The 26,659-nt window shown below is 37.5% G+C and carries 37 protein-coding genes; 2 read left to right on the plus strand and 35 right to left on the minus strand.

Annotated elements, in window-relative coordinates:
* Nucleotides 1–35: 35 nt before the first annotated feature.
* From B3394_RS03445 to rpsL, 35 genes are all read right to left on the minus strand, one after another.
* A complete protein-coding gene (locus B3394_RS03445) occupies nt 36–1,319 on the minus strand; it encodes a citrate synthase (protein WP_177732507.1) in 1,284 nt (427 codons plus the stop codon).
* 292 nt (nt 1,320–1,611) lie between these two features.
* Nucleotides 1,612–2,904: a phosphopyruvate hydratase gene (eno, locus tag B3394_RS03450; protein ID WP_177732504.1), complete on the minus strand. Its 1,293-nt coding sequence runs from the start codon at nt 2,902–2,904 to the stop codon at nt 1,612–1,614.
* Between the two features lie 50 nt (nt 2,905–2,954).
* The gene (gene carA, locus B3394_RS03455) at nt 2,955–4,064 is read right to left on the minus strand and encodes a glutamine-hydrolyzing carbamoyl-phosphate synthase small subunit (protein ID WP_286912977.1); all 1,110 of its coding nucleotides are present in this window, start codon (nt 4,062–4,064) and stop codon (nt 2,955–2,957) included.
* Between the two features lie 192 nt (nt 4,065–4,256).
* Complete coding sequence (rplQ, locus tag B3394_RS03460; RefSeq protein ID WP_177732498.1) at nt 4,257–4,742, minus strand: 50S ribosomal protein L17; 486 nt, start codon at nt 4,740–4,742, stop codon at nt 4,257–4,259.
* Nucleotides 4,743–4,778: 36 nt separating this feature from the next.
* Nucleotides 4,779–5,771 carry a DNA-directed RNA polymerase subunit alpha gene (locus tag B3394_RS03465; protein ID WP_177732494.1) on the minus strand — a complete coding sequence of 331 codons (993 nt, stop codon included), beginning with the start codon at nt 5,769–5,771 and terminating at the stop codon, nt 4,779–4,781.
* Nucleotides 5,772–5,796: 25 nt separating this feature from the next.
* Nucleotides 5,797–6,402, minus strand: a complete 606-nt coding sequence (gene rpsD, locus B3394_RS03470) for a 30S ribosomal protein S4 (RefSeq protein ID WP_177732490.1) — start codon at nt 6,400–6,402, stop codon at nt 5,797–5,799.
* 86 nt (nt 6,403–6,488) lie between these two features.
* On the minus strand, nt 6,489–6,872 hold the full coding sequence (gene rpsK, locus B3394_RS03475) for a 30S ribosomal protein S11 (RefSeq protein WP_023570324.1): 384 nt from the start codon (nt 6,870–6,872) through the stop codon (nt 6,489–6,491).
* An 11-nt stretch (nt 6,873–6,883) separates the two neighbouring features.
* Complete coding sequence (gene rpsM, locus B3394_RS03480; protein WP_177732487.1) at nt 6,884–7,258, minus strand: 30S ribosomal protein S13; 375 nt, start codon at nt 7,256–7,258, stop codon at nt 6,884–6,886.
* Nucleotides 7,259–7,260: 2 nt separating this feature from the next.
* Entirely contained in the window at nt 7,261–7,377 is a 117-nt protein-coding gene (ykgO, locus tag B3394_RS03485) for a type B 50S ribosomal protein L36 (protein ID WP_002987490.1), read from the minus strand.
* Between the two features lie 11 nt (nt 7,378–7,388).
* Nucleotides 7,389–7,604 (minus strand): translation initiation factor IF-1, encoded by a 216-nt coding sequence (gene infA / locus B3394_RS03490; RefSeq protein ID WP_007136545.1) that lies wholly within the window; start codon nt 7,602–7,604, stop codon nt 7,389–7,391.
* A gap of 5 nt (nt 7,605–7,609) precedes the next feature.
* Nucleotides 7,610–8,956, minus strand: coding sequence for a preprotein translocase subunit SecY (secY, locus tag B3394_RS03495; RefSeq protein WP_177732484.1), 1,347 nt, complete (start codon nt 8,954–8,956; stop codon nt 7,610–7,612).
* Nucleotides 8,957–8,969: 13 nt separating this feature from the next.
* The gene (gene rplO / locus B3394_RS03500; RefSeq protein ID WP_177732481.1) at nt 8,970–9,422 is read right to left on the minus strand and encodes a 50S ribosomal protein L15; all 453 of its coding nucleotides are present in this window, start codon (nt 9,420–9,422) and stop codon (nt 8,970–8,972) included.
* Nucleotides 9,423–9,436: 14 nt separating this feature from the next.
* Nucleotides 9,437–9,619 (minus strand): 50S ribosomal protein L30, encoded by a 183-nt coding sequence (gene rpmD, locus B3394_RS03505; RefSeq protein ID WP_177732479.1) that lies wholly within the window; start codon nt 9,617–9,619, stop codon nt 9,437–9,439.
* Between the two features lie 12 nt (nt 9,620–9,631).
* Nucleotides 9,632–10,156: a 30S ribosomal protein S5 gene (gene rpsE / locus B3394_RS03510; protein WP_177732477.1), complete on the minus strand. Its 525-nt coding sequence runs from the start codon at nt 10,154–10,156 to the stop codon at nt 9,632–9,634.
* 5 nt (nt 10,157–10,161) lie between these two features.
* Nucleotides 10,162–10,512 carry a 50S ribosomal protein L18 gene (gene rplR, locus B3394_RS03515; protein WP_177732474.1) on the minus strand — a complete coding sequence of 117 codons (351 nt, stop codon included), beginning with the start codon at nt 10,510–10,512 and terminating at the stop codon, nt 10,162–10,164.
* A gap of 11 nt (nt 10,513–10,523) precedes the next feature.
* Nucleotides 10,524–11,066 carry a 50S ribosomal protein L6 gene (gene rplF, locus B3394_RS03520; protein ID WP_177732471.1) on the minus strand — a complete coding sequence of 181 codons (543 nt, stop codon included), beginning with the start codon at nt 11,064–11,066 and terminating at the stop codon, nt 10,524–10,526.
* A gap of 15 nt (nt 11,067–11,081) precedes the next feature.
* A complete protein-coding gene (gene rpsH, locus B3394_RS03525; protein ID WP_177732469.1) occupies nt 11,082–11,480 on the minus strand; it encodes a 30S ribosomal protein S8 in 399 nt (132 codons plus the stop codon).
* A gap of 76 nt (nt 11,481–11,556) precedes the next feature.
* Nucleotides 11,557–11,826 carry a 30S ribosomal protein S14 gene (rpsN, locus tag B3394_RS03530; protein WP_177732466.1) on the minus strand — a complete coding sequence of 90 codons (270 nt, stop codon included), beginning with the start codon at nt 11,824–11,826 and terminating at the stop codon, nt 11,557–11,559.
* 3 nt (nt 11,827–11,829) lie between these two features.
* A complete protein-coding gene (rplE, locus tag B3394_RS03535) occupies nt 11,830–12,381 on the minus strand; it encodes a 50S ribosomal protein L5 (RefSeq protein ID WP_177732462.1) in 552 nt (183 codons plus the stop codon).
* 2 nt (nt 12,382–12,383) lie between these two features.
* Nucleotides 12,384–12,698 (minus strand): 50S ribosomal protein L24, encoded by a 315-nt coding sequence (gene rplX / locus B3394_RS03540; protein WP_177732459.1) that lies wholly within the window; start codon nt 12,696–12,698, stop codon nt 12,384–12,386.
* 12 nt (nt 12,699–12,710) lie between these two features.
* A complete protein-coding gene (gene rplN / locus B3394_RS03545; RefSeq protein WP_007803649.1) occupies nt 12,711–13,079 on the minus strand; it encodes a 50S ribosomal protein L14 in 369 nt (122 codons plus the stop codon).
* A gap of 2 nt (nt 13,080–13,081) precedes the next feature.
* Nucleotides 13,082–13,339, minus strand: a complete 258-nt coding sequence (gene rpsQ / locus B3394_RS03550; RefSeq protein WP_177732457.1) for a 30S ribosomal protein S17 — start codon at nt 13,337–13,339, stop codon at nt 13,082–13,084.
* Nucleotides 13,340–13,356: 17 nt separating this feature from the next.
* Nucleotides 13,357–13,548: a 50S ribosomal protein L29 gene (rpmC, locus tag B3394_RS03555; RefSeq protein WP_177732454.1), complete on the minus strand. Its 192-nt coding sequence runs from the start codon at nt 13,546–13,548 to the stop codon at nt 13,357–13,359.
* A gap of 12 nt (nt 13,549–13,560) precedes the next feature.
* A complete protein-coding gene (rplP, locus tag B3394_RS03560; protein WP_177732451.1) occupies nt 13,561–13,980 on the minus strand; it encodes a 50S ribosomal protein L16 in 420 nt (139 codons plus the stop codon).
* A gap of 18 nt (nt 13,981–13,998) precedes the next feature.
* Nucleotides 13,999–14,733, minus strand: a complete 735-nt coding sequence (gene rpsC / locus B3394_RS03565) for a 30S ribosomal protein S3 (protein ID WP_177732448.1) — start codon at nt 14,731–14,733, stop codon at nt 13,999–14,001.
* A 5-nt stretch (nt 14,734–14,738) separates the two neighbouring features.
* Entirely contained in the window at nt 14,739–15,149 is a 411-nt protein-coding gene (gene rplV / locus B3394_RS03570) for a 50S ribosomal protein L22 (protein ID WP_136403049.1), read from the minus strand.
* Nucleotides 15,150–15,158: 9 nt separating this feature from the next.
* Complete coding sequence (gene rpsS, locus B3394_RS03575; protein WP_014085019.1) at nt 15,159–15,437, minus strand: 30S ribosomal protein S19; 279 nt, start codon at nt 15,435–15,437, stop codon at nt 15,159–15,161.
* A 10-nt stretch (nt 15,438–15,447) separates the two neighbouring features.
* Nucleotides 15,448–16,272, minus strand: coding sequence for a 50S ribosomal protein L2 (gene rplB, locus B3394_RS03580; protein WP_177732445.1), 825 nt, complete (start codon nt 16,270–16,272; stop codon nt 15,448–15,450).
* Between the two features lie 6 nt (nt 16,273–16,278).
* The gene (gene rplW / locus B3394_RS03585) at nt 16,279–16,569 is read right to left on the minus strand and encodes a 50S ribosomal protein L23 (protein WP_177732442.1); all 291 of its coding nucleotides are present in this window, start codon (nt 16,567–16,569) and stop codon (nt 16,279–16,281) included.
* A gap of 6 nt (nt 16,570–16,575) precedes the next feature.
* Entirely contained in the window at nt 16,576–17,205 is a 630-nt protein-coding gene (gene rplD, locus B3394_RS03590) for a 50S ribosomal protein L4 (protein WP_177732439.1), read from the minus strand.
* Nucleotides 17,205–17,822, minus strand: a complete 618-nt coding sequence (rplC, locus tag B3394_RS03595; RefSeq protein ID WP_177732437.1) for a 50S ribosomal protein L3 — start codon at nt 17,820–17,822, stop codon at nt 17,205–17,207. The genes rplD and rplC overlap by 1 nt, the downstream gene beginning before the upstream one ends.
* 115 nt (nt 17,823–17,937) lie before the next feature.
* The gene (gene rpsJ / locus B3394_RS03600) at nt 17,938–18,243 is read right to left on the minus strand and encodes a 30S ribosomal protein S10 (RefSeq protein WP_020213633.1); all 306 of its coding nucleotides are present in this window, start codon (nt 18,241–18,243) and stop codon (nt 17,938–17,940) included.
* Between the two features lie 11 nt (nt 18,244–18,254).
* Nucleotides 18,255–20,390 carry an elongation factor G gene (gene fusA / locus B3394_RS03605; RefSeq protein ID WP_177732435.1) on the minus strand — a complete coding sequence of 712 codons (2,136 nt, stop codon included), beginning with the start codon at nt 20,388–20,390 and terminating at the stop codon, nt 18,255–18,257.
* A gap of 19 nt (nt 20,391–20,409) precedes the next feature.
* Nucleotides 20,410–20,886, minus strand: a complete 477-nt coding sequence (gene rpsG / locus B3394_RS03610) for a 30S ribosomal protein S7 (protein WP_177732432.1) — start codon at nt 20,884–20,886, stop codon at nt 20,410–20,412.
* A 26-nt stretch (nt 20,887–20,912) separates the two neighbouring features.
* Nucleotides 20,913–21,293: a 30S ribosomal protein S12 gene (gene rpsL / locus B3394_RS03615; protein WP_114757561.1), complete on the minus strand. Its 381-nt coding sequence runs from the start codon at nt 21,291–21,293 to the stop codon at nt 20,913–20,915.
* A gap of 180 nt (nt 21,294–21,473) precedes the next feature.
* Here rpsL and B3394_RS03620 point away from each other — a divergent pair, with 180 nt between their 5' ends.
* Both B3394_RS03620 and B3394_RS03625 read left to right on the plus strand, forming a co-directional pair.
* Nucleotides 21,474–23,138 (plus strand): hypothetical protein, encoded by a 1,665-nt coding sequence (locus tag B3394_RS03620; RefSeq protein ID WP_273246399.1) that lies wholly within the window; start codon nt 21,474–21,476, stop codon nt 23,136–23,138.
* Between the two features lie 289 nt (nt 23,139–23,427).
* Entirely contained in the window at nt 23,428–26,658 is a 3,231-nt protein-coding gene (locus B3394_RS03625) for a SusC/RagA family TonB-linked outer membrane protein (RefSeq protein WP_177732426.1), read from the plus strand.
* The last annotated feature ends 1 nt before the right edge of the window (nt 26,659 follow it).

Below are 26,659 nucleotides of genomic sequence, written 5' to 3' on the forward strand. Positions count from 1 at the left end.
ACCTATTTTAGGACGACTCAAATATTGACAGCTTACTATCTTTCGTTCATTGGTTTAAAAGAACGCAACGGGTGTCCAACATATACCTGACGCGGACGACCGATAGGTTCTTTGTTAACACGCATTTCTCTCCATTGTGCAATCCATCCCGGAAGACGTCCGATAGCAAAAAGCACCGTAAACATATCCGTAGGGATTCCTAAAGCACGGTAGATAATTCCGGAATAGAAATCTACGTTTGGATACAGGTTTCTTGATTTGAAATACTCATCCTGTAAAGCAGATTCTTCAAGTTTTTTAGCGATGTTCAAGATTGGGTCATTAACTCCTAATGTTGCCAATACTTCATCTGCAGCTTTTTTAATGATTTTAGCACGCGGATCGAAGTTTTTGTACACACGGTGACCAAATCCCATTAAACGGAAAGGATCGTTCTTATCTTTCGCTTTTGCAAGGTATTTATCTGCATCACCACCATCTTTCTGGATTTCTTCCAGCATTTCCAATACTGCCTGGTTTGCTCCTCCGTGAAGTGGTCCCCATAAAGCGGAAACTCCTGCCGAAATGGAAGCGAATAAACCTGCATGTGAAGATCCAACCATTCTCACAGTTGAAGTAGAACAGTTTTGTTCGTGATCAGCATGTAGGATAAACAATTTATCCAATGCATCCACGATAACCGGGTTAATTGTATAAGGACTTGTTGGCAATTCGAACATTAAACGTAAAAAGTTCTCTACATAACCTTTGGTGTTATCGTAGTAGTTTAATGGGAAACCAGATGTTTTTCTGAAAGTCCATGTAGCTAAAACTAAAAATTTACCCATTGTTTTACAAACAGCAGTGTACATTTCGTCTTCGTTTTCTACATTGACAACTTTCGGGTTAAATGCGGTTAAAGCACTTGTCAATGAAGATAAAACACCCATTGGATGAGCCGTTTTAGGAAAACCATCAATGATGTTTTTCATTTCTTCATTTACCAAAGTATATTTTCGAATATCGTTTTCGAATTTTTCTAACTGAGCAGCTGTTGGCAATTCACCGAAAATAACCAAATAAGAAACTTCTAAAAAGTTGGCTTTCTCAGCTAAATCTTCAATAGCATAACCTCTATAACGAAGGATACCTTCTTCTCCGTCAAGGAAAGTAATTTCACTCTTACAAGATCCTGAATTTTTATACCCCGGATCAAGCGTAATCGCGCCAGTTGCAGCACGTAATTTCTCAATATCGATAGCAACCTCTTTCTCACTTCCTTCGATTACCGGAAATTCATATTTGTTGCCATCAATTTCTAATATTGCAGTTTTTGACATGTTTGTATTAGGAATTAAATGTAAAATATTTTTGTTATCTGCGAATTTAAGAAATTCCAACGGATATCTCAAGAAAATCACATAAGGAAATCGTTAATTATTCCGTAAAAATTGGGGGTAAAAATTACATTTTTCACATTTTTAACCACCGGAAAACCGGCCTCAAAATACAGGCTCTTTCAAACCGTTATTTATCCCTTAAAAAAGTTAGCTTTATCACAGGAATTCCTTTTTACAAACAAAAAAACCTGATAATAACTATCAGGTTTTTTCAAATATCGCTTTAATTGCTTTATTTCACTTTAAAAGCTCTTTCCTGAGGGAAATAAGCCACTTCGGCTAATTCTTCTTCTATTCTAAGCAATTGATTGTATTTTGCCATACGATCTGAACGGGAAGCCGATCCGGTTTTGATCTGACCGCAATTTAACGCCACAGCCAGGTCGGCAATGGTATTGTCTTCCGTTTCTCCGGAGCGGTGTGACATTACAGAAGTATATCCGGCATTATGCGCCATGTTTACCGCTGCAATCGTTTCGGTTAAGGTTCCGATCTGGTTTACTTTAATTAAAATGGAATTGGCAATATTCTCTTCAATTCCTCTTGACAGGCGTTGTACGTTTGTTACAAACAAATCGTCCCCTACCAATTGTACTTTATCACCGATTTTCTCTGTTAACAGCTTCCAGCCGTTCCAGTCGTCTTCATACATCCCGTCTTCGATTGAAATAATCGGGTATTTAGCCGCTAATTCAGCCAAATAAGCCGCCTGCTCTTCTGAGGTTCTGATTTTCCCGGTGGCGCCTTCAAATTTAGTGTAATCGTATTTTCCGTCTACATAAAATTCAGAAGCGGCACAGTCCAATGCAATTTTAATATCTTCCCCGAAAGTATACCCTGCATTTTCTACCGCTAATTTAATAGAATCCAGAGCATCTTCGGTACCTCCGGCTAAATTTGGTGCAAAACCACCTTCATCGCCAACAGCAGTACTTAATTTTCTGTCGTGTAATACTTTTTTAAGGTTATGGAATATTTCCGTACCCATTTGCATGGCATGTGTAAAGTTCTGAGCTTTTACCGGCATGATCATAAATTCCTGAAAAGCGATAGGCGCATCAGAATGTGATCCTCCGTTAATAATGTTCATCATCGGTACCGGCAAGGTATTGGCAGATACACCACCAACATAACGATACAACGGCATTCCCAATTCGTTAGCAGCTGCTTTTGCCACTGCCAGCGATACTCCTAAAATAGCGTTTGCTCCCAAATTGGATTTGTTTGGTGTTCCATCCAATTCAATCATCATTTTATCAATCGCATTTTGCTCAAAAACCGACATCCCAACAATTTCCGAAGCAATAGTTGTATTTACATTTTCAACTGCTTTTAAAACTCCTTTCCCCATGTAGGCTTTTCCGCCATCGCGCAATTCTACTGCCTCATGTTCTCCGGTTGATGCTCCGGAAGGCACTGCTGCTCTTCCTAAAACACCATTTTCTGTATATACATCTACTTCTACGGTAGGATTACCTCTTGAATCTAATATTTGTCTTGCGTGAACTTTTATAATCATGCTCATAATCTGATACTTTAATTTGGTTAACTTCTTTCGTTAGGTGTGTAACGAATTTATTTTTTAGCTAATTTAATGTTTTCGATGAATTGGTCAAATAAATAACGCGCATCGTGAGGTCCGGGACTTGCTTCCGGGTGGTATTGTACCGAGAAACAGCTTTTGTTTTTCATACGCATACCCGCAACAGTACCGTCGTTCAGGTGAACATGTGTTATTTCAAAATCCGGGTGTTTTTCCAATTCTTCACGCACCACTGCAAAACCATGGTTCTGTGAGGTAATTTCCCCTTTATTGGTAATAACATTCATTACAGGGTGGTTAATCCCTCTGTGACCGTTAAACATTTTATAGGTTGAGATACCATTTGCCAGGGCAATGATCTGGTGTCCCAAACAAATTCCGAAAACAGGTGTATCGGTTGCTAAAATCTGGCGTGCCACTTCCTGTACGTCTTTTAACGGATCCGGATCACCAGGCCCGTTCGACAAAAAGTAACCGTCAGGGTTAAATGCTTTCAGCTCTTCAAAAGTAGCATTATAAGGGAATACTTTAATATAAGCATCTCTTTCTGCCAGGCATCGCAGGATATTGGTTTTGATTCCAAGGTCGAGTGCGGCAATTTTGTAAGTTGCCTTTTCGTCACCAAAGTAATATGCTTCTTTAGTAGAAACGGTAGAAGCCAGTTCCAGACCTTTCATATTCGGAACTGCAGCCAGTTGTTTTTTCAAATCTTCAAGCGGTGTACCGTCTGTACAGATCACTGCATTCATGGCACCGTTGTCACGGATATAGCTCACTAAAGCTCTGGTATCGACATCGGAAATGGCAACCAGTTTTACTTTATCGAAATAATCGAAAAGACTTTCAGAAGCATCAGGTCTTGAATAATTAAAACTAAAGTTTTTGCATACCAGTCCGGCAATTTTGATCCCGTCTGAATCAACTTCGTCTTCATGAACTCCGTAGTTACCGATATGAGCATTGGTAGCTACCATTAATTGACCAAAATAAGAAGGGTCTGTAAAAATTTCCTGATATCCCGTCATTCCGGTATTAAAACAGACTTCGCCGAAGGTAGTTCCTTCGATTCCTATGGATTTACCATAAAAAACAGTTCCGTCGCTTAATAAAAGGATGGCTTGATTTCGATTTGAATATTTCATTTTTTGTTGTGTTGTAAAATTTTGCAAATTTAATCTAAATTATTTCTTTCTGAAACGATTCAATTAAAACAAGTAAAAAAGATTTTATAATTCTGCGTGCTAGTGGCTCAAACGGTTTCAAAAGGGCAAAAAAAAAGGACAAACTTAAAAAGTTCATCCTTATTTTTTATTGAAGAATCAATTGTTTCATGATTATTCAGTAACTTCTGTATTTTCAGTAGTATCAGCAGCGGGAGCTTCAGCAGTTGTTTCAGCTTTTTTTGCTCTACCACGACGGGTAGTTGCTTTCTTAACTTCTTTTTTACCTCCGTTGTACAATTCGTTGAAATCTACAAGTTCGATCATTGCCATATCAGCGTTATCTCCAAGACGGTTACCCAATTTAATAATACGAGTATATCCACCCGGACGATCTCCAACTTTTGCTGCAACTTCTCTGAACAATTCAGTAACCGCATATTTGTTTCTCAAATAAGAGAAAACAACACGACGATTGTGAGTAGTATCTTCTTTAGATTTCGTTACCAATGGTTCTACAAATTGCTTTAAAGCTTTAGCTTTAGCAACAGTAGTATTGATACGCTTGTGCTCGATTAGAGAACAAGCCATATTAGCCAACATAGATTTTCTATGTCCTGACTGTCTGCTTAAATGATTTATTTTTTTTCCGTGTCTCATTGCTATACAATTTAATCGCGCATAAAGCGGACTAGATTATTCTTTATCTAATTTATATTTAGTTAAATCCATCCCGAAAGTAAGACCTTTAACAGCAACTAATTCATCAAGTTCTGTTAATGATTTTTTACCGAAATTACGGAACTTCATCAGATCATTTTTATTAAATGATACTAAATCGCCAAGTGTATCAACTTCAGCCGCTTTTAAACAATTTAATGCTCTTACAGATAAGTCCATATCAACAAGCTTAGTTTTAAGCAATTGTCTCATATGTAATGACTCTTCATCATACGACTCTGTTTGTGCAATTTCATCAGCCTCAAGTGTAATTCTTTCGTCAGAGAACAACATAAAGTGATGAATCAACGTTTTAGCTGCTTCTGTTAATGCATCTTTAGGGTGAATAGAACCATCTGTAATGATTTCAAAAACTAATTTTTCGTAGTCAGTTTTTTGCTCAACACGGAAATTTTCTATTGAATATTTTACGTTCTTTACTGGTGTGTAAATAGAATCTGTAAAAATAGTTCCTATAGGTGCGTTTTGTTTTTTGTTTTCTTCTGCAGGAACGTAACCACGACCTTTCTCAATAGTTAATTCCATGTTTATGGTAATTTTGCTATCAAGGTTGCAGATAACCAAATCCGGGTTTAGTACCTGAAAACCAGAGATAAACTTTTGAAAATCTCCAGCTGTCAATTGATCCTTACCTGAAAAAGAGATAGAAACAGATTCGTTATCGATATCTTCGATCTGACGTTTGAAACGTACTTGTTTAAGATTCAATATAATTTCTGTTACATCTTCAACCACTCCTGATATTGTAGAGAATTCGTGATCCACTCCTTCAATACGAACCGAAGTGATTGCATATCCTTCTAAAGAAGAAAGCAAAACACGTCTTAATGCGTTACCAACAGTCAATCCATATCCCGGTTCTAAAGGTCTAAATTCAAATTTACCTTCAAAATCGGTTGAATCGATCATGATAACTTTATCGGGCTTTTGAAAATTAAATATTGCCATATTTATTTCGACTGATGTCTAATTATTATTTGTTGTACAACTCTACGATTAACTGCTCCTTAATGTTTTCTGGAATCTGAAGTCTAGCAGGTACAGAAACGAAAGTACCTTCTTTAGTTTCATTGTTCCAAGTAATCCATTCGTAAACAGTGCTAGAATTAGATAACGAACGTTCGATAGCTTCAAGAGATTTTGATTTTTCACGAACTGCAACTTTGTCACCAGGTTTTAAGTGATAAGAAGGAATGTTTACTACTTCTCCATTAACCGTGATATGTCTGTGAGAAACGATTTGACGTGCAGCACGACGAGAAGGAGCGATACCCATTCTGTATACTACGTTATCAAGTCTTGACTCACATAATTGGATTAAAACTTCACCTGTAACACCTCTTGATGCAGATGCTTTTTCAAACAAACTTCTGAACTGACGTTCTAAAATTCCGTAAGTGTACTTAGCTTTTTGCTTTTCCATTAACTGAATAGCGTACTCAGATTTTTTACCTCTTTTTTTCGCTAAACCATGTTGCCCTGGAGGGTAATTTCTTTTTTCGAAGGCTTTATCATCTCCGAAGATTGCTTCGCCAAATTTACGAGCAATTTTAGTTTGTGGACCAGTATATCTTGCCATTGCTAAAAATTAAAAAAAGGTAGGGATTATGAATTCAGGTCTTTCCTCCGATAATCTTATTCCTACCTTAGGTTATACTATTATAATTAAACTCTTCTTCTTTTTGGAGGACGACAACCATTGTGTGGCATTGGAGTTACATCAATAATTTCTGTAACTTCTATTCCTCCGTTATGAAGAGATCTGATGGCAGATTCTCTACCATTTCCAGGACCTTTTACGTAAACTTTTACTTTTTTAAGACCTGCTTCTAACGCTACTTTGCTACAATCTTCTGCTGCCATTTGAGCTGCATAAGGAGTGTTCTTTTTAGAACCTCTAAAGCCCATTTTACCAGCTGAAGACCAAGAAATAACTTCACCTTTCTTGTTTGTTAACGAGATGATGATGTTGTTAAAGGTAGCATTAATATGAGCTTCGCCTGTTGATTCAACGATAACTTTACGTTTTTTTGTACTTGCCTTAGCCATACTACTACTTATTATTTAGTTGCTTTTTTCTTGTTAGCAACAGTTTTTCTTTTACCTTTTCTTGTTCTAGAGTTGTTCTTAGTTCTTTGACCTCTTAATGGAAGTCCAGCTCTGTGACGAATTCCTCTATAACATCCGATATCCATTAAACGTTTGATGTTTAATGAAATCTCAGAACGTAATTCACCTTCAATCTTGAAATAAGAAACGGCTTCACGGATCGCTCCGATCTCGTCATCATTCCAGTCTTGAACTTTTTTATCTTCGCTTACGTTAGCTTTTTCTAAAATCTCTTTAGCTCTACTATTCCCAATTCCGAAGATATAGGTTAAAGCGATGATTCCTCTTTTGTTTTTAGGTATATCTACCCCTGCAATTCTTGCCATAACTATCCTTGTCTTTGTTTAAATCTAGGATTCTTTTTATTAATAACGTATAATCTTCCTTTTCTACGCACAATAATGCACTCGGCACTTCTTTTTTTAACTGATGCTCTTACTTTCATTTTAATAGCCTTTAGTATCTATAAGTAATTCTTGCTTTAGACAAATCGTAAGGGCTCATCTCTAACTTCACTTTATCACCAGGTAATAATTTGATATAATGCATACGCATTTTACCAGAGATATGAGCAATTACTATGTGTCCATTTTCTAATTCTACACGGAACATCGCATTTGACAATGCTTCAATGATTGATCCGTCTTGTTCTATTGCTGATTGTTTTGCCATAAAAATTAAGCTACTGCTTTTCTATTTTTACCACTTTTCATCAAACCATCATAATGTTTATTCAATAAATAAGAATTTATTTGTTGAATAGTATCAATTGCAACACCCACCATAATAAGTAACGATGTTCCGCCATAAAACATTGCCCACCCTTGTTGTACTCCTAAAAGGCTTACTGCAATAGCTGGGAACACAGCTATTAAAGCCAAGAATAACGAACCTGGAAAAGTTATAAGTGACATGATTTTATCCAGGTAGTCTCCTGTTTCAACACCCGGACGAATTCCAGGGATGAAACCTCCGCTACGCTTCAGATCATCTGCCATTTTATTTGTAGGTACTGTAATTGCGGTGTAAAAGTAAGTAAAAATTATGATTAATAAGGCAAAAACTAAATTATACTGCCATCCAAAGATATTTTGGAAGCTCGTAGTGATAGTTTGAGCCGCATCTGAAGTTGACAAACCAGCAACTGCAGCAGGAATAAACATAATTGCTTGTGCGAAGATAATCGGCATAACTCCTGAAGCATTAAGCTTTAAAGGAATCCATTGTCTGTTACCTCCCATCATGTCCTGTTCGAAATCTCCGGCTGTTGTACGACGAGCGTATTGTACCGGTATTTTTCTAACAGCCATGGTTAATAAAATACAAGCAATGATGATTAATAACCAAATAATTACTTCTAAAACGATAAGCATAGGCCCTCCGTTATTTTCTGTTACACGGGAAGAGAATTCCTGAATGAAAGCCTGAGGCAATCGGGCAAGAATACCCACCATGATCAACAAAGAAATACCGTTTCCAATACCTTTATCAGTAATTTTTTCACCTAACCACATTGCAAAAATCGTACCTGTAACTAAGATGATTACAGATGAGAATAAGAATGAGAATGAACTAAATCCTAATAAAAAGGCATCAGCAGGCAATTGTTTATACAAGTTATAAATATAACCTGGACCTTGCAATAGGGTAATACCAATAGTTAACCATCTTGTGATTTGGTTGATCTTTTTTCTTCCGCTCTCACCGTCTTTTTGTAGTTTCTGTAAATAAGGAACCGCGATTCCCATTAACTGAACTACAATTGACGCTGAAATATACGGCATGATACCCAATGCAAATACAGATGCCTGCGAGAACGCACCACCTGTAAATACATTGATTAACCAACCAATACCTTGATCTGTTTGACTAGATAAACTTTGCAATTTAGTAGCATCAATACCTGGAAGTGTTACTTGCGCACCTAAACGATAAACTAATAACAATCCTAGAGTAACTAAAATTTTATTTTTTAGTTCTTCTATCTTCCAAACATTTACTAATGATTCTATAAATTTCTTCATCTGTCTATAAAGATTATAAAGTTACTACTTCTCCACCTGCAGCCTCGATAGCCGCTTTTGCAGTAGCAGTAAATTTGTGAGCAGTTACTTTTAGTTTTGCTTTAAGCTCTCCTCTTCCTAAAATCTTTACTAAGCTATTTTTTGTTGCTAAACGATTGTCTACTAAAACTGAAAAATCAACAGTATCAGTAACAACTCCATTATCAACTAATAATTGAAGTGTGTCTAAATTAACACCCTGGTACTCTACTCGGTTGATGTTTTTGAAACCAAACTTAGGTACACGTCTTTGTAAAGGCATTTGACCTCCTTCAAAACCAATCTTTTTAGAATAACCAGAACGAGATTTAGCTCCTTTGTGACCACGTGCAGCAGTACCACCTTTACCAGAACCTTCTCCTCTACCTAATCTTTTATTTTGATTGTGTGTTGACCCTTCAGCTGGTTGTAAATTACTTAAATTCATAACGAATACTGTTATTATTTAGTTTCTTCTACAGAAACTAAGTGTTGAACTTTATTTACCATTCCAAGGATAGCAGAAGTTGCTTCATGCTCAACAACTTGTCCTAATCTACGAAGACCTAAAGCTTCTAATGTTCTCTTTTGTGTAAGAGGACAGTTGATTTGACTTTTTACTTGTTTTACTTTAATTTTTGCCATAATTTCCTTGAATTAACCTTTGAATACTTTCTCTAAAGAAATACCTCTTTGTTTTGCAACAGTGTGAGCACTTCTCAATTGTAATAAAGCATCAAAAGTAGCTTTAACAACATTGTGTGGGTTTGATGAACCTTGTGATTTTGACAATACATCATGAATACCTAAAGATTCTACTACGGCTCTTACAGAACCACCAGCAATAACTCCGGTACCATGTGATGCAGGCATCAAGAATACACGTGCTCCACCAAATTTACCTTTTTGTTCGTGAGGAATAGTATGACTTGCCAAAGGAATTCTAACTAGATTCTTCTTTGCATCTTCTACTGCTTTAGCAATAGCTTCAGACACATCTTTAGATTTACCTAGACCATGACCTACTACACCGTTTTCGTCTCCTACAACTACAATAGCAGAAAAACCGAAAGCTCTACCACCTTTTGTAACTTTAGTAACACGATTAACACTTACCAAACGGTCTTTTAATTCAAGACCACTTGGTTTTACTAGTTCTACATTTTTATAATTATGATACATAATTCTTAGAATTTAAGTCCAGCTTCTCTAGCTCCTTCGGCTAATGATTTAACACGTCCATGGTATAAATAACCACCTCTATCGAAAGTGATGGTATCAATACCTGCTTTCAAAGCTTTCTCTGCAATTAGTTTTCCAACTGCAGCAGCTGTTTCTACGTTCGTTCCTTTAGTTACTCCGTTCTCTCTTGAAGAAGCTGCAACTAAGGTTACACCGTTAACGTCATCTATGATTTGCGCATAGATTTCTTTATTAGATCTAAAAACAGAAAGTCTTGGTTTAGCAGCAGTTCCGCTTACAATCTTTCTGATTCTGAACTGTATTCTTTGTCTTCTTTCAGATTTTGTTAATGACATAGTCTTAATTTTTAAGCTGATTTACCTGCTTTTCTTCTTAATACTTCACCCACAAATTTAACACCTTTTCCTTTGTATGGTTCAGGCTTACGGAAAGAACGAATCTTTGCCGCAACTTGACCTAAAAGTTGTTTGTCGTGTGAAGCTAACTTAATGATTGGGTTTTTACCTTTCTCAGAAACTGTTTCTACAATTACTTCTGGAACTACTTCAAGAACGATGTTGTGAGAGAAACCTAAAGCAACATCAAGTCTTTGACCTTGATTTGATGCTCTATACCCAACTCCAACTAATTCTAATTGTTTTGTAAATCCTTCAGCAACACCAACAATCATATTGCTGATTAAAGCTCTGTATAAACCGTGCTTTGCTCTTTGATCTTTATGATCAGAAGATCTCTCAACGATTACTTGACCATCCTCAATTTTAACAGATACATCTGAAAATTCCTGAGTAAGTTCACCTAATTTTCCTTTTACTGTAACTACACCTTCTTTAACTTCTACAGTTACGCCAGCTGGAATTACAATTGGATTTTTACCTATTCTTGACATGTGTAAGTCTTTTAATTAGTATACGTAACAAATTACTTCACCACCAACATTTAATTGCTTCGCTTGTTTTCCAGTCATCAAACCTTTTGATGTAGAAACGATAGCAATACCTAAACCGTTTAAGATTCTCGGTAGGTTAGCAGCACCAGCGTACTTACGTAAACCTGGTTTACTAATTCTTTGGATATCTTTAATTACAGACTCTTTAGTTTCTTTATCATACTTAAGAGCGATTTTGATGGTACCTTGAACAGTACTGTCATCAAATTTGTAGCTTAAAATATAGCCTTGATCAAATAAAATCTTTGTGATTTCTTTTTTCAAATTAGAAGCAGGAATTTCAACCACTTTGTGGTTAGCACGTACCGCATTTCTAACTCTTGTCAAAAAATCTGCAATAGGATCTGTATACATATGTATTAATTTGCGATTATGGTTTTCGGTAAATACTCATTTACCGAACCTTTAATCAATTTATAATTCTTTTATATTACCAGCTAGCTTTTCTAACCCCTGGAATCAATCCATTATTAGCCATTTCACGGAAAGTTACACGTGAAATACCGAATTGACGCATATACCCTCTTGGTCTTCCGGTTAATTTACAACGATTGTGTAAACGAACAGGAGAAGCATTTTTTGGTAACTTTTGTAAACCTTCATAATCTCCAGCTTCTAACAAAGCTTTTCTTTTTTCAGCATACTTGTCTACCAACGCTTGTCTTTTTACCTCGCGGGCTTTCATTGATTCTTTAGCCATAACTTAATTCTTTTTAAAAGGTAATCCTAATTGTACTAATAATGACTTCGCTTCTTTATCTGTTGATGCTGAAGTTACAAAAGTAATATCGAAACCAGCAATTTTGTTTACTTTGTCAATATCAATTTCAGGGAAAATGATTTGCTCCAAAACTCCTAGGTTATAATTACCTCTACCATCAAATCCAGTTGCTTTGATACCACCGAAATCTCTTACACGTGGTAATGCAGAAGTGATCAAACGATCTAAGAATTCATACATTCTTTCTCCACGTAAAGTTACTTTAGCACCAATTGGCATACCTTTTCTTAATTTGAAAGACGCAACGTCTTTTTTAGAAATGGTAGATACTGCTTTTTGACCTGTAATTTTTGTTAATTCTTCAACTGCATGATCAACTAATTTCTTATCTGATACAGCTGCACCAACACCACGGCTTACAACGATTTTTTCAAGTTTAGGAACCTGCATAACGTTTTTGTAACCGTACTCTTCTGTAAGAGCAGCAATTACTCTGCTCTTATATTCTTCTTTTAGTCTAGGTATATAAGCCATCACTATAATACTTGATTAGATTTTTTTGAAAATCTCACTTTCTTATCTCCTTCTACTTTAACTCCTACTCTTGTTGCTTCCTTAGTTTTAGGATCAACTAGAGCGATATTAGAGATATGAATTGGAGCTTCTTTTTTAACGATACCACCTTGAGGGTTTTTTGCACTTGGTTTAGTATGTTTCGAAACCATGTTAACACCTTCAACTACCGCTTTATTTTTCTCGCGAAGTACACGTAAAACTTTACCTTCAGCACCTTTATGGTCTCCAGCGATTACTTTTACGATATCTCCTGATTTAATTTTTAGCTTTATCATTTTTACAACGAATTAAAGCACTTCTGGTGCTAATGATACAATTTTCATGAATTGTTTTTCACGAAGTTCTCTTGCTACAGGACCAAAAACACGAGTTCCTCTCATTTCACCAGCAGCATTTAACAATACGCAAGCGTTATCGTCAAATCTGATGTATGAACCGTCGGCTCTTCTCACTTCTTTTTTGGTACGTACAACAACTGCAGTGGATACAGCACCTTTCTTAACGTTTCCGTTTGGTGTTGCATCTTTAATTGACACTACAATTTTATCTCCAACAGAGGCATAACGACGTTTCGTTCCTCCTAAAACACGGATAGTTAAAACTTCTTTAGCTCCCGTGTTATCTGCTACTTTTAATCTAGATTCTTGTTGTACCATAATTACTTCGCTCTTTCAATGATTTCAACTAATCTCCAACATTTAGATTTACTTAATGGACGTGTCTCCATAATTCTTACAGTATCTCCAATATTGCAATCGTTTGTTTCGTCGTGCGCAACATATTTTTTAGTCTTTAACACGAACTTACCATATAACGGGTGTTTTACTCTTCTTGTTTCAGAAACAACAATAGATTTTTCCATTTTGTTGCTTGTAACTACACCTATTCTTTCTTTTCTTAAATTTCTTTTTTCCATCTTTCAGCAGAATACAATTATTGTAACTCTCTTTTGCTTAGCTCAGAGGCAACTCTAGCAATCGATCTTCTTACAGTTCTTAACTGTAACGGGTTTTCAATTGGAGAAATAGCGTGAGCTGTTTTTAGGTCGGCATATGTCTTCTTTAACTGACTAAGTTGTCCTTGTAACTCAGCTGCAGATAGATTCTTAATTTCTGATTGTTTCATAATAAAAATTGATTATGCTTCGAAATCTCTAGCAACGATAAACTTAGTTTTAACAGGAAGTTTTTGTGCAGCAAGACGTAAAGCCTCTTTTGCAACAGAAAGAGGAACTCCTCCAACTTCAAACATAATTCTTCCAGGTTTCACAACTGCAGCCCAGTATTCAACTGCACCTTTACCTTTACCCATACGTACTTCAAGAGGTTTCTTGGTGATAGGTTTATCTGGGAAAATTTTAATCCATAATTGTCCCTCTCTTTTCATGTAACGAGTTGCAGCAATACGCGCAGCTTCGATTTGACGAGAAGTAATAAATGACGAATCTAAAGATTTGATACCAAACATTCCATTAGAAAGTTCATGTCCTCTTTGAGAAATGCCTTTCATTTTACCTTTCTGTACCTTACGGTATTTTGTTCTTTTAGGCTGTAACATTTTTCTTTAGTTTAAAAATTACTTTCTTTTGCGTTGGTTAGGTCTACCATTTCCTTTTGGAGAAGAAGAAGATCCTGTAGATTTAGACTGTTTTTTGTCCATACCTACTAACGGGGAAAGATCTCTTTTTCCGTAAACTTCACCTTTCATGATCCACACTTTGATACCCATTCTACCATAAGTAGTATGTGCTTCAGCTAGTGAGTAATCGATGTCAGCTCTGAAAGTTGATAGAGGAATACGTCCTTCTTTGAACATTTCTGAACGTGCCATTTCAGCACCGTTCAAACGACCAGAAATCATAACTTTGATACCTTCAGCGTTCATACGCATAGCAGCAGCAATAGCCATTTTAATTGCACGTCTGTAAGAAATACGACTTTCAATCTGACGAGCGATACTTGTACCTACTAAGTAAGCATCAAGTTCAGGTCTTTTAATTTCAAAGATGTTAATTTGAACCTCTTTGTCAGTAATTTTCTTAAGTTCTTCTTTTAACTTGTCTACCTCTTGACCACCTTTTCCGATAATGATACCAGGTCTGGCAGTAGTGATAGTAACGGTTACAAGTTTCAAAGTTCTCTCGATGATTACTTTAGATACACTAGCTTTTGATAAACGAGCATGAATGTACTTTCTGATTTTGTGATCTTCGGCAAGTTTATCACCGTAGTCATTTCCACCATACCAGTTAGAATCCCATCCTCTGATGATACCAAGGCGATTTCCGATTGGATTTGTCTTTTGTCCCATCTTTATTAATTGCTTTGTGTGTTATTAATATCTCCAATCACGATTGTAACGTGGTTAGAACGTTTTCTGATTCTGTGTGCGCGACCTTGTGGAGCCGGACGAAGTCTTTTCAACATCATACCACCATCAACACGGATCTCTTTTACAAATAAGCCTGCTTCTTCCATATTAGCGTCTGCGTTTTTAGCTTGCCAGTTAGCAATAGCCGATAACAACAATTTCTCTAATTTGCGAGAAGCTTCTTTTGAACTAAATCTTAATATATTAAGAGCTTTTTCTACCTTCTGACCTCTAACTAAATCTGCCACTAAGCGCATTTTTCTAGGTGAAGTAGGGCAGTTATTCAGCTTAGCAAATGCAATTTGCTTGTTAGCTTCTTTAATCTGCTCGGCTCTTTCTCTTTTACGAACTCCCATAGCTTCTTATTATTTTTTACCTTTATTTTTTGCTCCAGCATGACCTCTAAAAGATCTTGTTGGTGAAAACTCTCCTAATTTATGACCTACCATGTTTTCTGTTACGTAAACAGGTACAAATTGACGACCGTTGTGAACTGCGATAGTTTGTCCAACAAAATCCGGAGTAATCATTGAAGCTCTAGACCAAGTCTTAACAACTCCTTTATTACCTTTTTCGATATTTTCCTGAACTTTCTTATCTAATTTATAGTGTACAAAAGGTCCTTTTTTTAATGAACGTGCCATATCTTACTTATTATTTCTTTCTACGTTCTACGATATACTTATTACTCGGATTAACTTTAGAACGAGTTCTATAACCTTTAGCAGGTAAACCTTTTCTAGAACGTGGGTGACCTCCAGAAGAACGTCCTTCACCACCACCCATCGGGTGATCTACTGGGTTCATTGCAACCGGTCTTGTTCTCGGTCTTCTTCCTAACCATCTAGATCTACCAGCTTTTCCTGATACAACTAATTGATGATCTGAGTTAGATACTGCTCCAATAGTTGCAGAACAAGTTAACAAGATTAATCTTGTTTCACCTGAAGGCATTTTAATTGTAGCATATTTACCGTCTCTCGCCATTAATTGAGCAAAAGTACCAGCAGAACGAGCGATTACAGCTCCCTGACCAGGTCTTAACTCAATACAAGAAATAACAGTTCCTAGAGGAATTTTACTTAAAGGTAAAGTATTACCAATTTCTGGAGCCGCTTCAGGACCAGAAACTACAGTTTGTCCCACTTGTAAACCATTTTGAGCGATGATATACGTTTTAGCACCATCTGCATAGTACAATAACGAAATGAACGCTGAACGATTCGGATCGTATTCGATTGTTTTCACTGTAGCCGGAATTCCAACTTTAGTTCTTTTGAAATCAACAATACGATACTTTTGTTTGTGACCACCACCTGTGTAGCGCATGGTCATCTTTCCTTGACTATTTCTACCTCCAGAGTTTTTTTTCGGTGCGATCAAAGAACGCTCCGGCTTATCAGTTGTAATAGTGTCAAAGCTATTAACAACTCTAAAACGCTGACCCGGGGTAATAGGTTTTAATTTTCTAACTGACATGTTCTATTAGATATTATTATAAAAATCTATTGTTTCTCCTTCTTGTACTTGAACAATTGCTTTTTTGTAAGCATTAGTCTTTCCACTGATTAAACCACTCTTAGTAAATTTAACCGTTCTATCAGCTCTGTAATTCATTGTGTTTACAGCAACTACATTCACTCCGTAAGCAGCCTCAACTGCATTTTTGATCTGAATTTTGTTTGCTTTCTTATCAACAACGAAACCAAAGCGGTTGAATACTTCACCCTCTTTGGTAATTTTTTCAGTAATGATAGGTTTAATTATGATACTCATACCCTATTATTTGCTTAAATTTTCTTCAATTCCTTCTAAAGAACCCTCCAAAAGCACTAAACTATTTGCATTTAAAATAGCATAAGTACTTAATTCTGAAGTAGTTACAACACTAGAAGCCTTTAAATTGCGTGACGACAAATATACATTTTTATTTGATTCACCCAACACAAATAAAGATTTTTTATTTTCTAACCCTAAAGCTTTCAATACATTAATGAAATTTTTAGTGTTTGGAGCTTCAAAAGTAAAGTCTTCAAGAACTACTAAATTGGACTCACTTGCTTTGATAGAGAAAGCAGATTTTCTAGCTAATCTCTTTAAAGTTTTGTTCAATTTGAAAGAATAACTTCTTTGTCTTGGTCCAAAAACTGTACCTCCACCTTTAAACAAAGGAGACTTAACACTTCCTGCACGAGCAGTACCGGTTCCTTTTTGTTTTTTAATCTTACGCGTACTTCCAGTAACCTCAGCTCTCTCTTTAGCTTTGTGAGTACCTTGTCTTTGATTTGCTAAATATTGTTTAACATCAAGATATACTGCGTGATTATTAGGCTCAATTGCGAATACTGAATCAGAAAGTTGAACTTTTCTTCCAGTATCTTTTCCGTTGATATCTAATACTTTTACTTCCATTACTTTTGAATGATTACGTAAGAGTTTTTGTGTCCAGGAATAGCTCCTTTAACCAAAAGTAAGTTCTTTTCAGCAACCACTTTTAAAACTCTAAGGTTTTGAACTGTTACATTTTCTCCTCCTGTTCTTCCAGCCATACGCATTCCTTTGAATACTCTAGATGGATAAGATGATGCTCCAACAGAACCTGGCGCTCTCAAACGGTTGTGCTGACCATGAGTAGCCTGTCCAACACCACCAAAACCGTGACGTTTAACAACCCCTTGGAAACCTTTACCTTTTGACACACCTAGCACGTCTACAAACTCACCTTCTTCAAACAAATCTACAGTGATCACATCACCTAATTTGTGTTCAGTTACAAAATCTTGGAATTCAACGACTTTCTTTTTCGCAACAGTACCCGCTTTTTTAAAGTGACCTAAGTCCGCTTTAGTAGCGTGTTTTTCTGTTTTGTCATCGAAACCAAGTTGTAACGCTTCATACCCGTCAACCTCATTGGTTCTGACTTGGGTAACAACGCATGGTCCAGCTTCGATTACTGTACAAGGAATGTTTTTCCCGTTTTCATCGAAAATACTAGTCATGCCGATTTTTCTACCAATTAACCCAGACATATAAAACTAATTATTAATTACTTATTGAAATATTTATTTTTTGAGTGCGCAAAAGTAAGCATTAAGTTTTAAATAAAAAAACTTAATGCTTAAATACTTTAAAATGCGATTTTTATCACACTTTGATCTCTACCTCTACTCCACTTGGTAACTCTAACTTCATTAGAGCATCAATTGTTTTTGAAGATGAAGAATAGATATCTAATAATCTTTTGTATGAACTCACTTCGAATTGTTCTCTAGATTTTTTGTTTACGTGCGGAGAACGCAATACAGTGAAAATCTTTTTGTGTGTTGGCAACGGAATTGGACCTGTTACCACAGCACCTGTACTCTTTACAGTTTTTACGATTTTCTCAGCAGATTTGTCTACTAAGCTGTGATCGTAAGACTTTAATTTTATTCTGATTTTTTGACTCATTTTCCTAAAAATTAAGCGTTACCTTTTGCTTTTTTAATTACTTCCTCAGAAATATTGTTTGGCGTTTCAGCATAGTGAGAGAACTCCATTGTAGAAGTTGCTCTACCTGAAGATAATGTTCTCAATGTTGTTACATATCCGAACATTTCAGAAAGCGGCACACTAGCTTTAACAACTTTAGCACCATTTCTATCATCCATGTTGTTGATCTGACCTCTACGACGGTTCAAATCCCCAACAATATCACCCATATTTTCTTCCGGAGTTAATACCTCTAATTTCATGATTGGCTCAAGGATAACAGCTCCTGCAGCTTTAGCAGACTCTTTATATCCCATTTTAGCAGCCAATTCGAAAGATAGTGCATCGGAATCCACCGGGTGGAAAGATCCATCCAATAAAGTAACTTTTAAACTATCAACTTCATATCCAGCTAACGGACCTGATTTCATAGCTTCTCTAAATCCTTTTTCTACAGCCGGGATATATTCCTTAGGAACGTTACCACCTTTAACTTCGTTAACAAACTGTAATCCAACCGGCACTTTTCCGTCAACTTCATCAGCAGGCTCAATTCTAAATACGATATCACCGAATTTACCACGTCCACCAGACTGTTTTTTGTAAGTTTCTCTGTGTTGAGCAGATCTTGTGAAAGCTTCTTTGTACTCAACCTGAGGCTCACCTTGGTTTACTTCTACTTTAAACTCACGTCTCATACGATCCACGATAATGTCTAAGTGAAGCTCACCCATACCAGAAATAATAGTTTGTCCTGAAGCATGGTCAGTTCTCACTGTAAACGTAGGATCCTCTTCAGCTAATTTAGCTAAAGCCATACCCATTTTATCAACGTCTGCCTTAGTTTTAGGCTCAACAGCGATACCAATTACCGGATCAGGGAAATCCATAGATTCCAATACGATAGGGTGTTTCTCATCAGATAAGGTATCACCCGTTTTGATATCTTTAAATCCAACAGCAGCTCCAATATCTCCTGCCTCAATATATTCGATAGGATTTTGTTTGTTAGCGTGCATTTGGTAGATACGGGAAATACGCTCTTTATTCCCAGAACGGTTATTCAACACATAAGAACCTGCGTCCAAACGTCCAGAATAAGCCCTGAAGAATGCTAAACGACCAACATAAGGGTCAGTAGCGATTTTAAATGCTAAAGCAGCGAAAGGCTCTGTAACAGATGGCTTACGAGAAATTGGCTCCTCGGTATCAGGATTTGTTCCTTCAATTGCCTCTTTATCCAATGGAGAAGGCAAGAATTTACAAACTGAATCCAACATGAACTGAACTCCTTTGTTTTTAAATGAAGAACCACACAACATCGGGATGATAGCCATATCGATAGTTGCTCTTCTTAATGCATTGTTGATTTCTTCCTCAGTAATAGAGCTTTCATCTTCCATGAATTTCTCTAAAAGGTTTTCGTCATACGCAGCAACTTCTTCAATTAACTGTGCTCTGTATTGTTTTGCATCAGCAACCATATCCTCAGGGATAGGAACGATATCAAAAGTAGCTCCTTGAGTCTCATCATGCCAAACAATAGCCTGATTTTTGATCAAATCAACAACTCCTCTGAAATCAGCCTCATCACCAATTGGCAATACCAATGGAACAGCGTTTGATTTCAACATATCTTTTACTTGTTGACAAACTGCTAAGAAGTTTGAACCCTGACGGTCCATCTTGTTAACAAACCCCATACGAGGAACTTTATAGTTGTCAGCAAGTCTCCAGTTAGTTTCCGACTGTGGCTCAACACCATCAACAGCACTAAACAAGAAAACTAATCCATCTAATACACGTAACGAACGGTTTACCTCAACTGTAAAGTCAACGTGTCCCGGAGTATCGATAATATTAAAGTGGTAGTCTTTGGTATCAGGAGTAGAAGCTCCTTGATTTGTAGGGAAATTCCAGGTACAAGTTGTTGCAGCAGAAGTAATAGTAATACCTCTTTCTGCTTCTTGCTCCATCCAGTCCATTGTTGCAGCACCTTCGTGCACCTCACCAATTTTGTGTGTTTTTCCCGTATAGAATAAGATACGCTCTGTTGTTGTTGTTTTACCAGCATCAATGTGAGCAGCAATCCCAATATTTCTAGTATATTTTAAATCTCTAGCCATTTCTAATGTTTCTTATGAATTAAAATCTAAAGTGAGAGAATGCTTTGTTCGCTTCTGCCATTTTGTGAGTATCCATTCTCTTTTTAACAGCAGCACCTTCTTCTTTTGCAGCAGCTAAAATTTCAGAAGCAAGTTTCCCTGCCATAGATTTCTCATTTCTTCTTCTGGCATAAAGAATCATCCATTTCATCGCCATAGAAATTTTTCTATCCGGACGAATTTGCATTGGGATTTGGAATGTAGCTCCACCAACTCTGCGGCTTCTTACTTCTACGTGAGGCATAACATTTGTTAATGCATCTTTCCAGATTTCCAATGAAGATTTTTCTGCATCTTGCTTTTTAGTCTCAACGATCTCTAAAGCATCATAGAATACTTTGAAAGCAGTCGATTTTTTACCGTCCCACATTAAGTTATTCACAAAACGTGTTACTAACTGATCGTTAAATTTCGGATCTGGTAAAAGAGGTCTTTTTTTGGCCTGTCTTTTTCTCATGTCTTTTCTTTAAAAGTTTTTAAAAATTACTTTTTGTCTTTAGGGCGTTTAGCACCATATTTAGATCTTCTTTGAGTTCTACCGTTAACTCCGGCAGTATCCAAAGCACCACGAACGATGTGGTATCTAACACCTGGTAAATCTTTTACCCTTCCGCCTCTAACTAATACTATCGAGTGCTCTTGTAGATTGTGTCCTTCTCCTGGGATGTAAGCATTCACTTCATTACCATTTGTCAAACGTACACGCGCAACTTTACGCATTGCAGAGTTTGGTTTCTTTGGCGTAGTAGTGTAAACACGCGTACAAACCCCTCTTCTTTGAGGACAAGAATCTAAAGCAGCCGATTTACTCTTCTTAGTTATCTGGGCTCTCCCTGTTCTTACTAATTGTTGAATTGTTGGCATAATTTTTTAATAAAATTTCTAACGTTATTAAATTCCCGCTTTTTACGGGGTTGCAAATGTATAAATTAATTTTCAAAAATCAAATCATAAAACATTAATTTTCAACCACATTAATACACAAATAACTCCGGCATACTTTTTTGTAATTTTTACGTTATTTTTACCAAAACAATTTAGTCTTTGAAAAAGCTACTCCTACTTTCATTTTTCATACTCCTCTGCCACTCCGGTAAAGCCCAAAATCTGTACCTGAAAATTGAAGGAGCAGCCATCTCCGAAAACAAAACCATCGACAGCATCGGCTACCAGCACAAGCACGCCAATGCCAAATCCATACTGGACGAGAACAACACCTTCGCCACTTCCCTTTTTAAGAAAGGCTACCTGGAAAGCAGACTGCTGGAGCAATCCAAAACAAACGACAGTACTTTTACCTTCACGTATGCTATCGGAAAGAAAACCAGCCTTATACATATATATATAGGTAACATAACCGCCGAAGAAAAAGAACTGTTACATTTCAAAAACGATACGCTGCAGATTCCTCTATCCGAAACAGAAGCCTTTATGAACCAGGGAATACAGACACTCGAAAAAAAAGGATACTCCCTTAGCTCACTTCAATTAACAGACTATAAAAAAATAAACCACGCGTTAACCGCACAGCTGGAAATCCACACAGAAAAAAAGCGCAGCCTGAACGACATCGTCATTGCCGGATACACCAAATTCCCGGAAGGCATCCGCAAAAACATTTTAAAACAAAACCGGAAGAAAACCTTTAACCAGGAAAACCTGAAACTAATCCACAACAGCTTTAATGCACTGCCTTTTGTTAACCAGACAAAATATCCGGAAATCCTTTTCACAAAAGACAGCACCAAAGTTTATGTTTACCTGGAAAAAGCAAAACCCAATCGCTTTGACGGCTTTGTAGGCTTTTCCAATGACGACAACGGTGCCGTAAAATTTAACGGTTACCTTGACCTGCTGCTAAACAACATCCTGAACTCCGGAGAGAAATTCAACCTGTACTGGAAAAACGACGGAAAAGAACAAACCACCTTCAATCTGGGCGCAGAAATCCCCTACCTCTTTAAAAGTCCGCTGGGGATCAAAGGAAATTTAAAAATATTCAAACAGGACAGTACCTTTCAAAACACCTCAACCGACATCAATCTCGGTTATTACTTTAATTACAACTCAAAAGTATTCCTTGGCTACCAGGAAACCGAATCTGTAGACATTCAAAAAGCAAATTCCAGCACACTGAGCAACTACAACAATTCCTTTATTACCAGCTCCTACGAATACTACGCCTATAACCCGGACGATTTCCTTTTCCCGGAAAGAACCAGCCTGCTGTTAAAAGGCGGTATCGGCTCCCGGAAATCAAAAATAGAAAGCAACGATCAGTATTTTTTCCAGATCAATGCCGCCCACAACATTTACCTCAACAGGAGAAACATCTTTAACCTGCGGAATCAGACTTTTTACCTGCAAAGCAACAACTACATCATTAACGAATTATACCGCTTCGGAGGAATCAACTCCATCCGCGGATTTAACGAAAACAGCCTGCAGGCCAATTTATACTCCGGACTACTCATCGAGTACCGCTACGTACTGGCTTCCAACATTTACGTTCATTCCATTACCGACTTCGCCTATTTCCAGGACAAGACCTCCAATTTAAAAGACAACTTACTCGGTCTTGGTTTCGGTTTCGGGCTGCTAACCAAAAACGGACTCTTCAATATCGTTTATGCTAACGGAAGTACAAAAAACCAGGAAATAAAACTTTCCAACTCCATTATCCACATCAGTGTCAAAACAAGATTTTAACAAGTCTTAAAATTCCCTTCCAAAATTATCACACCAAATTCTTTGCGTTTTTTTCATCATAACAAAACATCAGCAAAAACACACATTTCATAACAATTAACTACTATTTAACACTTAAATAAAGGGTGAATTATTTTTTATAACCAAATCTAAAAGGAAAGAAAAATCCCTCAAATGTTAAGATTTAAATTATCAGTATTTCATTATTTTAATAAAATATTTGCATTTCACTTGTTTTTTTAAGAGATTTTTAAGAAATTTGATCGCATAACCGTAATTAGAACTACAAATGAGAGCAAAATTCAAAGCTTTTTTAACACTTGTATTGGTGTTACTTGTGCAAAATCTCTTTGCCCAAGAAAGAACAGTTTCCGGTAAAGTAACAGATGTAAGTGGCTTACCGCTACCTGGTGTTAGTGTCATTGTAAAAGGCACCACAAATGGAACACAAACTGATTTTGATGGCAACTATAAAATAAAAGTAAGCCCTACAGCAGTTTTGGTTTATTCATTTATTGGGATGAAGACCCAAGAAATCAGGGCAGCATCTACAGTTATGAATGTAAAATTAGATGAAGAAGCAAAAGTATTAGAAGGTGTGGTAGTAACCGCTTTAGGGATTACCCGGGATAAAAAATCTTTAGGATATTCCTCTCAAAAAGTAGAAGGAAGCCAGATAAACTCCTCACCAACCACAAATTTCGTAAACAATCTTGCCGGTAAAGTAGCCGGACTGGATGTAAAAACCAACTCCAACTTTGGAGGATCCACAAACATTGTACTGCGTGGATCGAAATCCATAACCGGTAACAACCAAGCATTAATAGTCGTAGACGGTATTCCGATCAGTAATGCCAACCTGAACACTAAAGATGCCGTAAACGGAAGAGACGGTTATGACTTTGGTAATGCTGCAGCCGATATTGACCCGAACAATATCGAGTCGATAAACGTATTGAAAGGAGCTGCTGCTACAGCGCTATACGGAAGTTTAGCCCAACAGGGAGCGATCATGATTACCACTAAAAAAGGAAGAAAAAATTCCGATATTGGTATCGCTGTCAGCTCAACAGTATCGGTAGGGTATTATGACAAATCCACATTCCCGAAATACCAGAAAGAATACGGACAGGGGTATGCCGGAGAAGACAGTATCTATTCGGCTGATGTAGACGGAGACGGGATTCCTGATTTAGTCGCCTCAACCGGTGACGATGCCTCCTACGGTAATGCCTTCAATCCTTCCTTAATGGTGTATAACTGGAATGCATTCGTACCCGGTAATCCACACTACGGACAGGCAACCCCATGGGTAGCGGCACAGAACGATCCGGGCACTTTCTTCCAGAATTCAACCTCCTATGTGAACAACGTTTCCCTGAATGGCGGCGACAGCAACAGTGCTTTTAACCTGAGCTATACCAATAATTCCGAAACCGGGATTATGCCAAACAGTAAATTAATTAAAAACGCTATTAGCGGTAACTACTCCAGAGATCTGAATGACAAAATCAAGATAAACTCTTTTATGACATTCTCCCATCAGAGTGTAACCGGTAGAAACAGCGTTGGATATGGTGATAACCTCTTAACCGGTTTCAGACAATGGTGGCCTGTTAACGTAGATGTACAGGAATTGCGTTCCGAATATTTCAGAACCGGACGTAACGTAACCTGGAACATGATCGACCCGACAAACGGTGACTTAAGACCAAACTTCTGGAACAACCCCTACTTTGAAAGATATGAAAACTACACGACCGATAACAGAAAACGTTTGTTAACCGGAGCCAGTATCAGTTTTGATGTAACCAAAAACTTCAACCTGTTAGGCCGTGTGGGTATTGACTATTCTTATGACAAACAGGAATTAAGAAAAGCAATAGGCAGCCACGCCGAAGAATTTGGAATCTCGCAGGTTACAAACCAGGCAACAGAATCATCAGGATATGTAATGTTCACCCGGGACTTCCTGCAACAAAACTACGACATCATTGGTACCTACGACTTAAGCCTGTCTTCGGACCTGTCTGCAAAAATAATCGGAGGTTTTAACTTTATCCGGGCCGACTCCTACTCTTTTGAAGGAGCAACTGCCGGTGGATTATTAATTCCGGGTATTTACAGCCTTTCCAATTCGAGCGTATTCATTCCGCCGGTGGAATCGACCATTAAATATGAAAAAGCAGGTGTTTACGGACAGGCCAATATCGACTTCAAAAAAATGGTTTACCTGGAAGGTTCATTCCGTCATGACGAATCAACCGCGTTACCAAAATCAAGCCGTGGTTATGACTACTATTCAGCCGGAACCAGTATCATCCTATCAGAAATGATAAAAGCAGACTGGCTTTCGTTTGCAAAACTAAGATTAAACTACGCAAGAGTGGGTAACGACCCGTTATACGGAAGACTTGGTGCCAAACAAAACAACGGTTCCGTTAACAACAACCCGATTTTCGGAAACAGCGACCAGCTGATTGAATTTGAAAAACTAAGACCGGAAATCACCCATTCATGGGAATTAGGTCTGGAAGCTTCCATATTCAAAAACCGATTGAGCCTGGATGCTTCGGTATACAAAACCAATACCAAAGACCAGATTTTCTTTGTTCCGCAATCGCCGGCAACACAATACATCTCCAAACAGATCAACGCCGGGGAATTGGAAAACAAAGGTATCGAGGTTGCTTTAACCGCTACCCCTATCAAAACAAACGACTTCTCATGGCAGATCAATGTGAACTGGTCTAAAAACGTCAACAAGCTGTTATCGCTAGATGCCGGAAGAACCAACCTGTTACTGACTACTTTCCAGCGTACTTCCCTGAACGCAACGGTAGGCGAACCATACGGAACCATCAGAGGTACAGACTATGTATATGATGGCAGCGGAAATCCGGTAGTTGGCGACGATGGATTATACCTTCAAAAACAGGATCAGGTATTGGGTAACATCCAACCGGACTGGATTGGCGGTGTGTACAACAAAGTAACCTATAAAGATTTATCATTAAGCTTCCTGATTAACGTTAGAGAAGGCGGTAGCATCTTCTCACTTGACCAGGCATACGGACAGGAAACCGGTTTATATCCGGAAACAGCAGGGCTGAACGATTTAGGAAACCCTGTCAGAAGCCCGTTAAGCCAGGGTGGTGGTATCATCCTTCCGGGTGTAAAAGAAGACGGAACGCCAAATGACATCCGTGTAGACGCAACAGCATCTGCCAATGTTTTCGGAGCAGATTCCACTCCTGAAAAAGCCTATGTTTATGATGCGTCTTTTGTAAAATTAAGAGAAGTTGGTTTAACCTATACCATGCCTGCAAAATTACTGGGTCGTTCTTTTATCAAAGGAGCTTCTTTCAGCCTGCTGGGCAACAACTTATGGATCATTCATAAAAACACTCCATATTCAGACCCGGAAGCCGGATCATCCGGTGGAAACATACAAGGATACCAGTCTGGTGTAATGCCTTCGGTTAAAGTATATTCATTTAATGTAAAATTAAACTTCTAAA

The organism is Flavobacterium sp. UBA4197 (genome assembly GCF_002379575.1).
Classification (GTDB): domain Bacteria; phylum Bacteroidota; class Bacteroidia; order Flavobacteriales; family Flavobacteriaceae; genus Flavobacterium; species Flavobacterium inviolabile.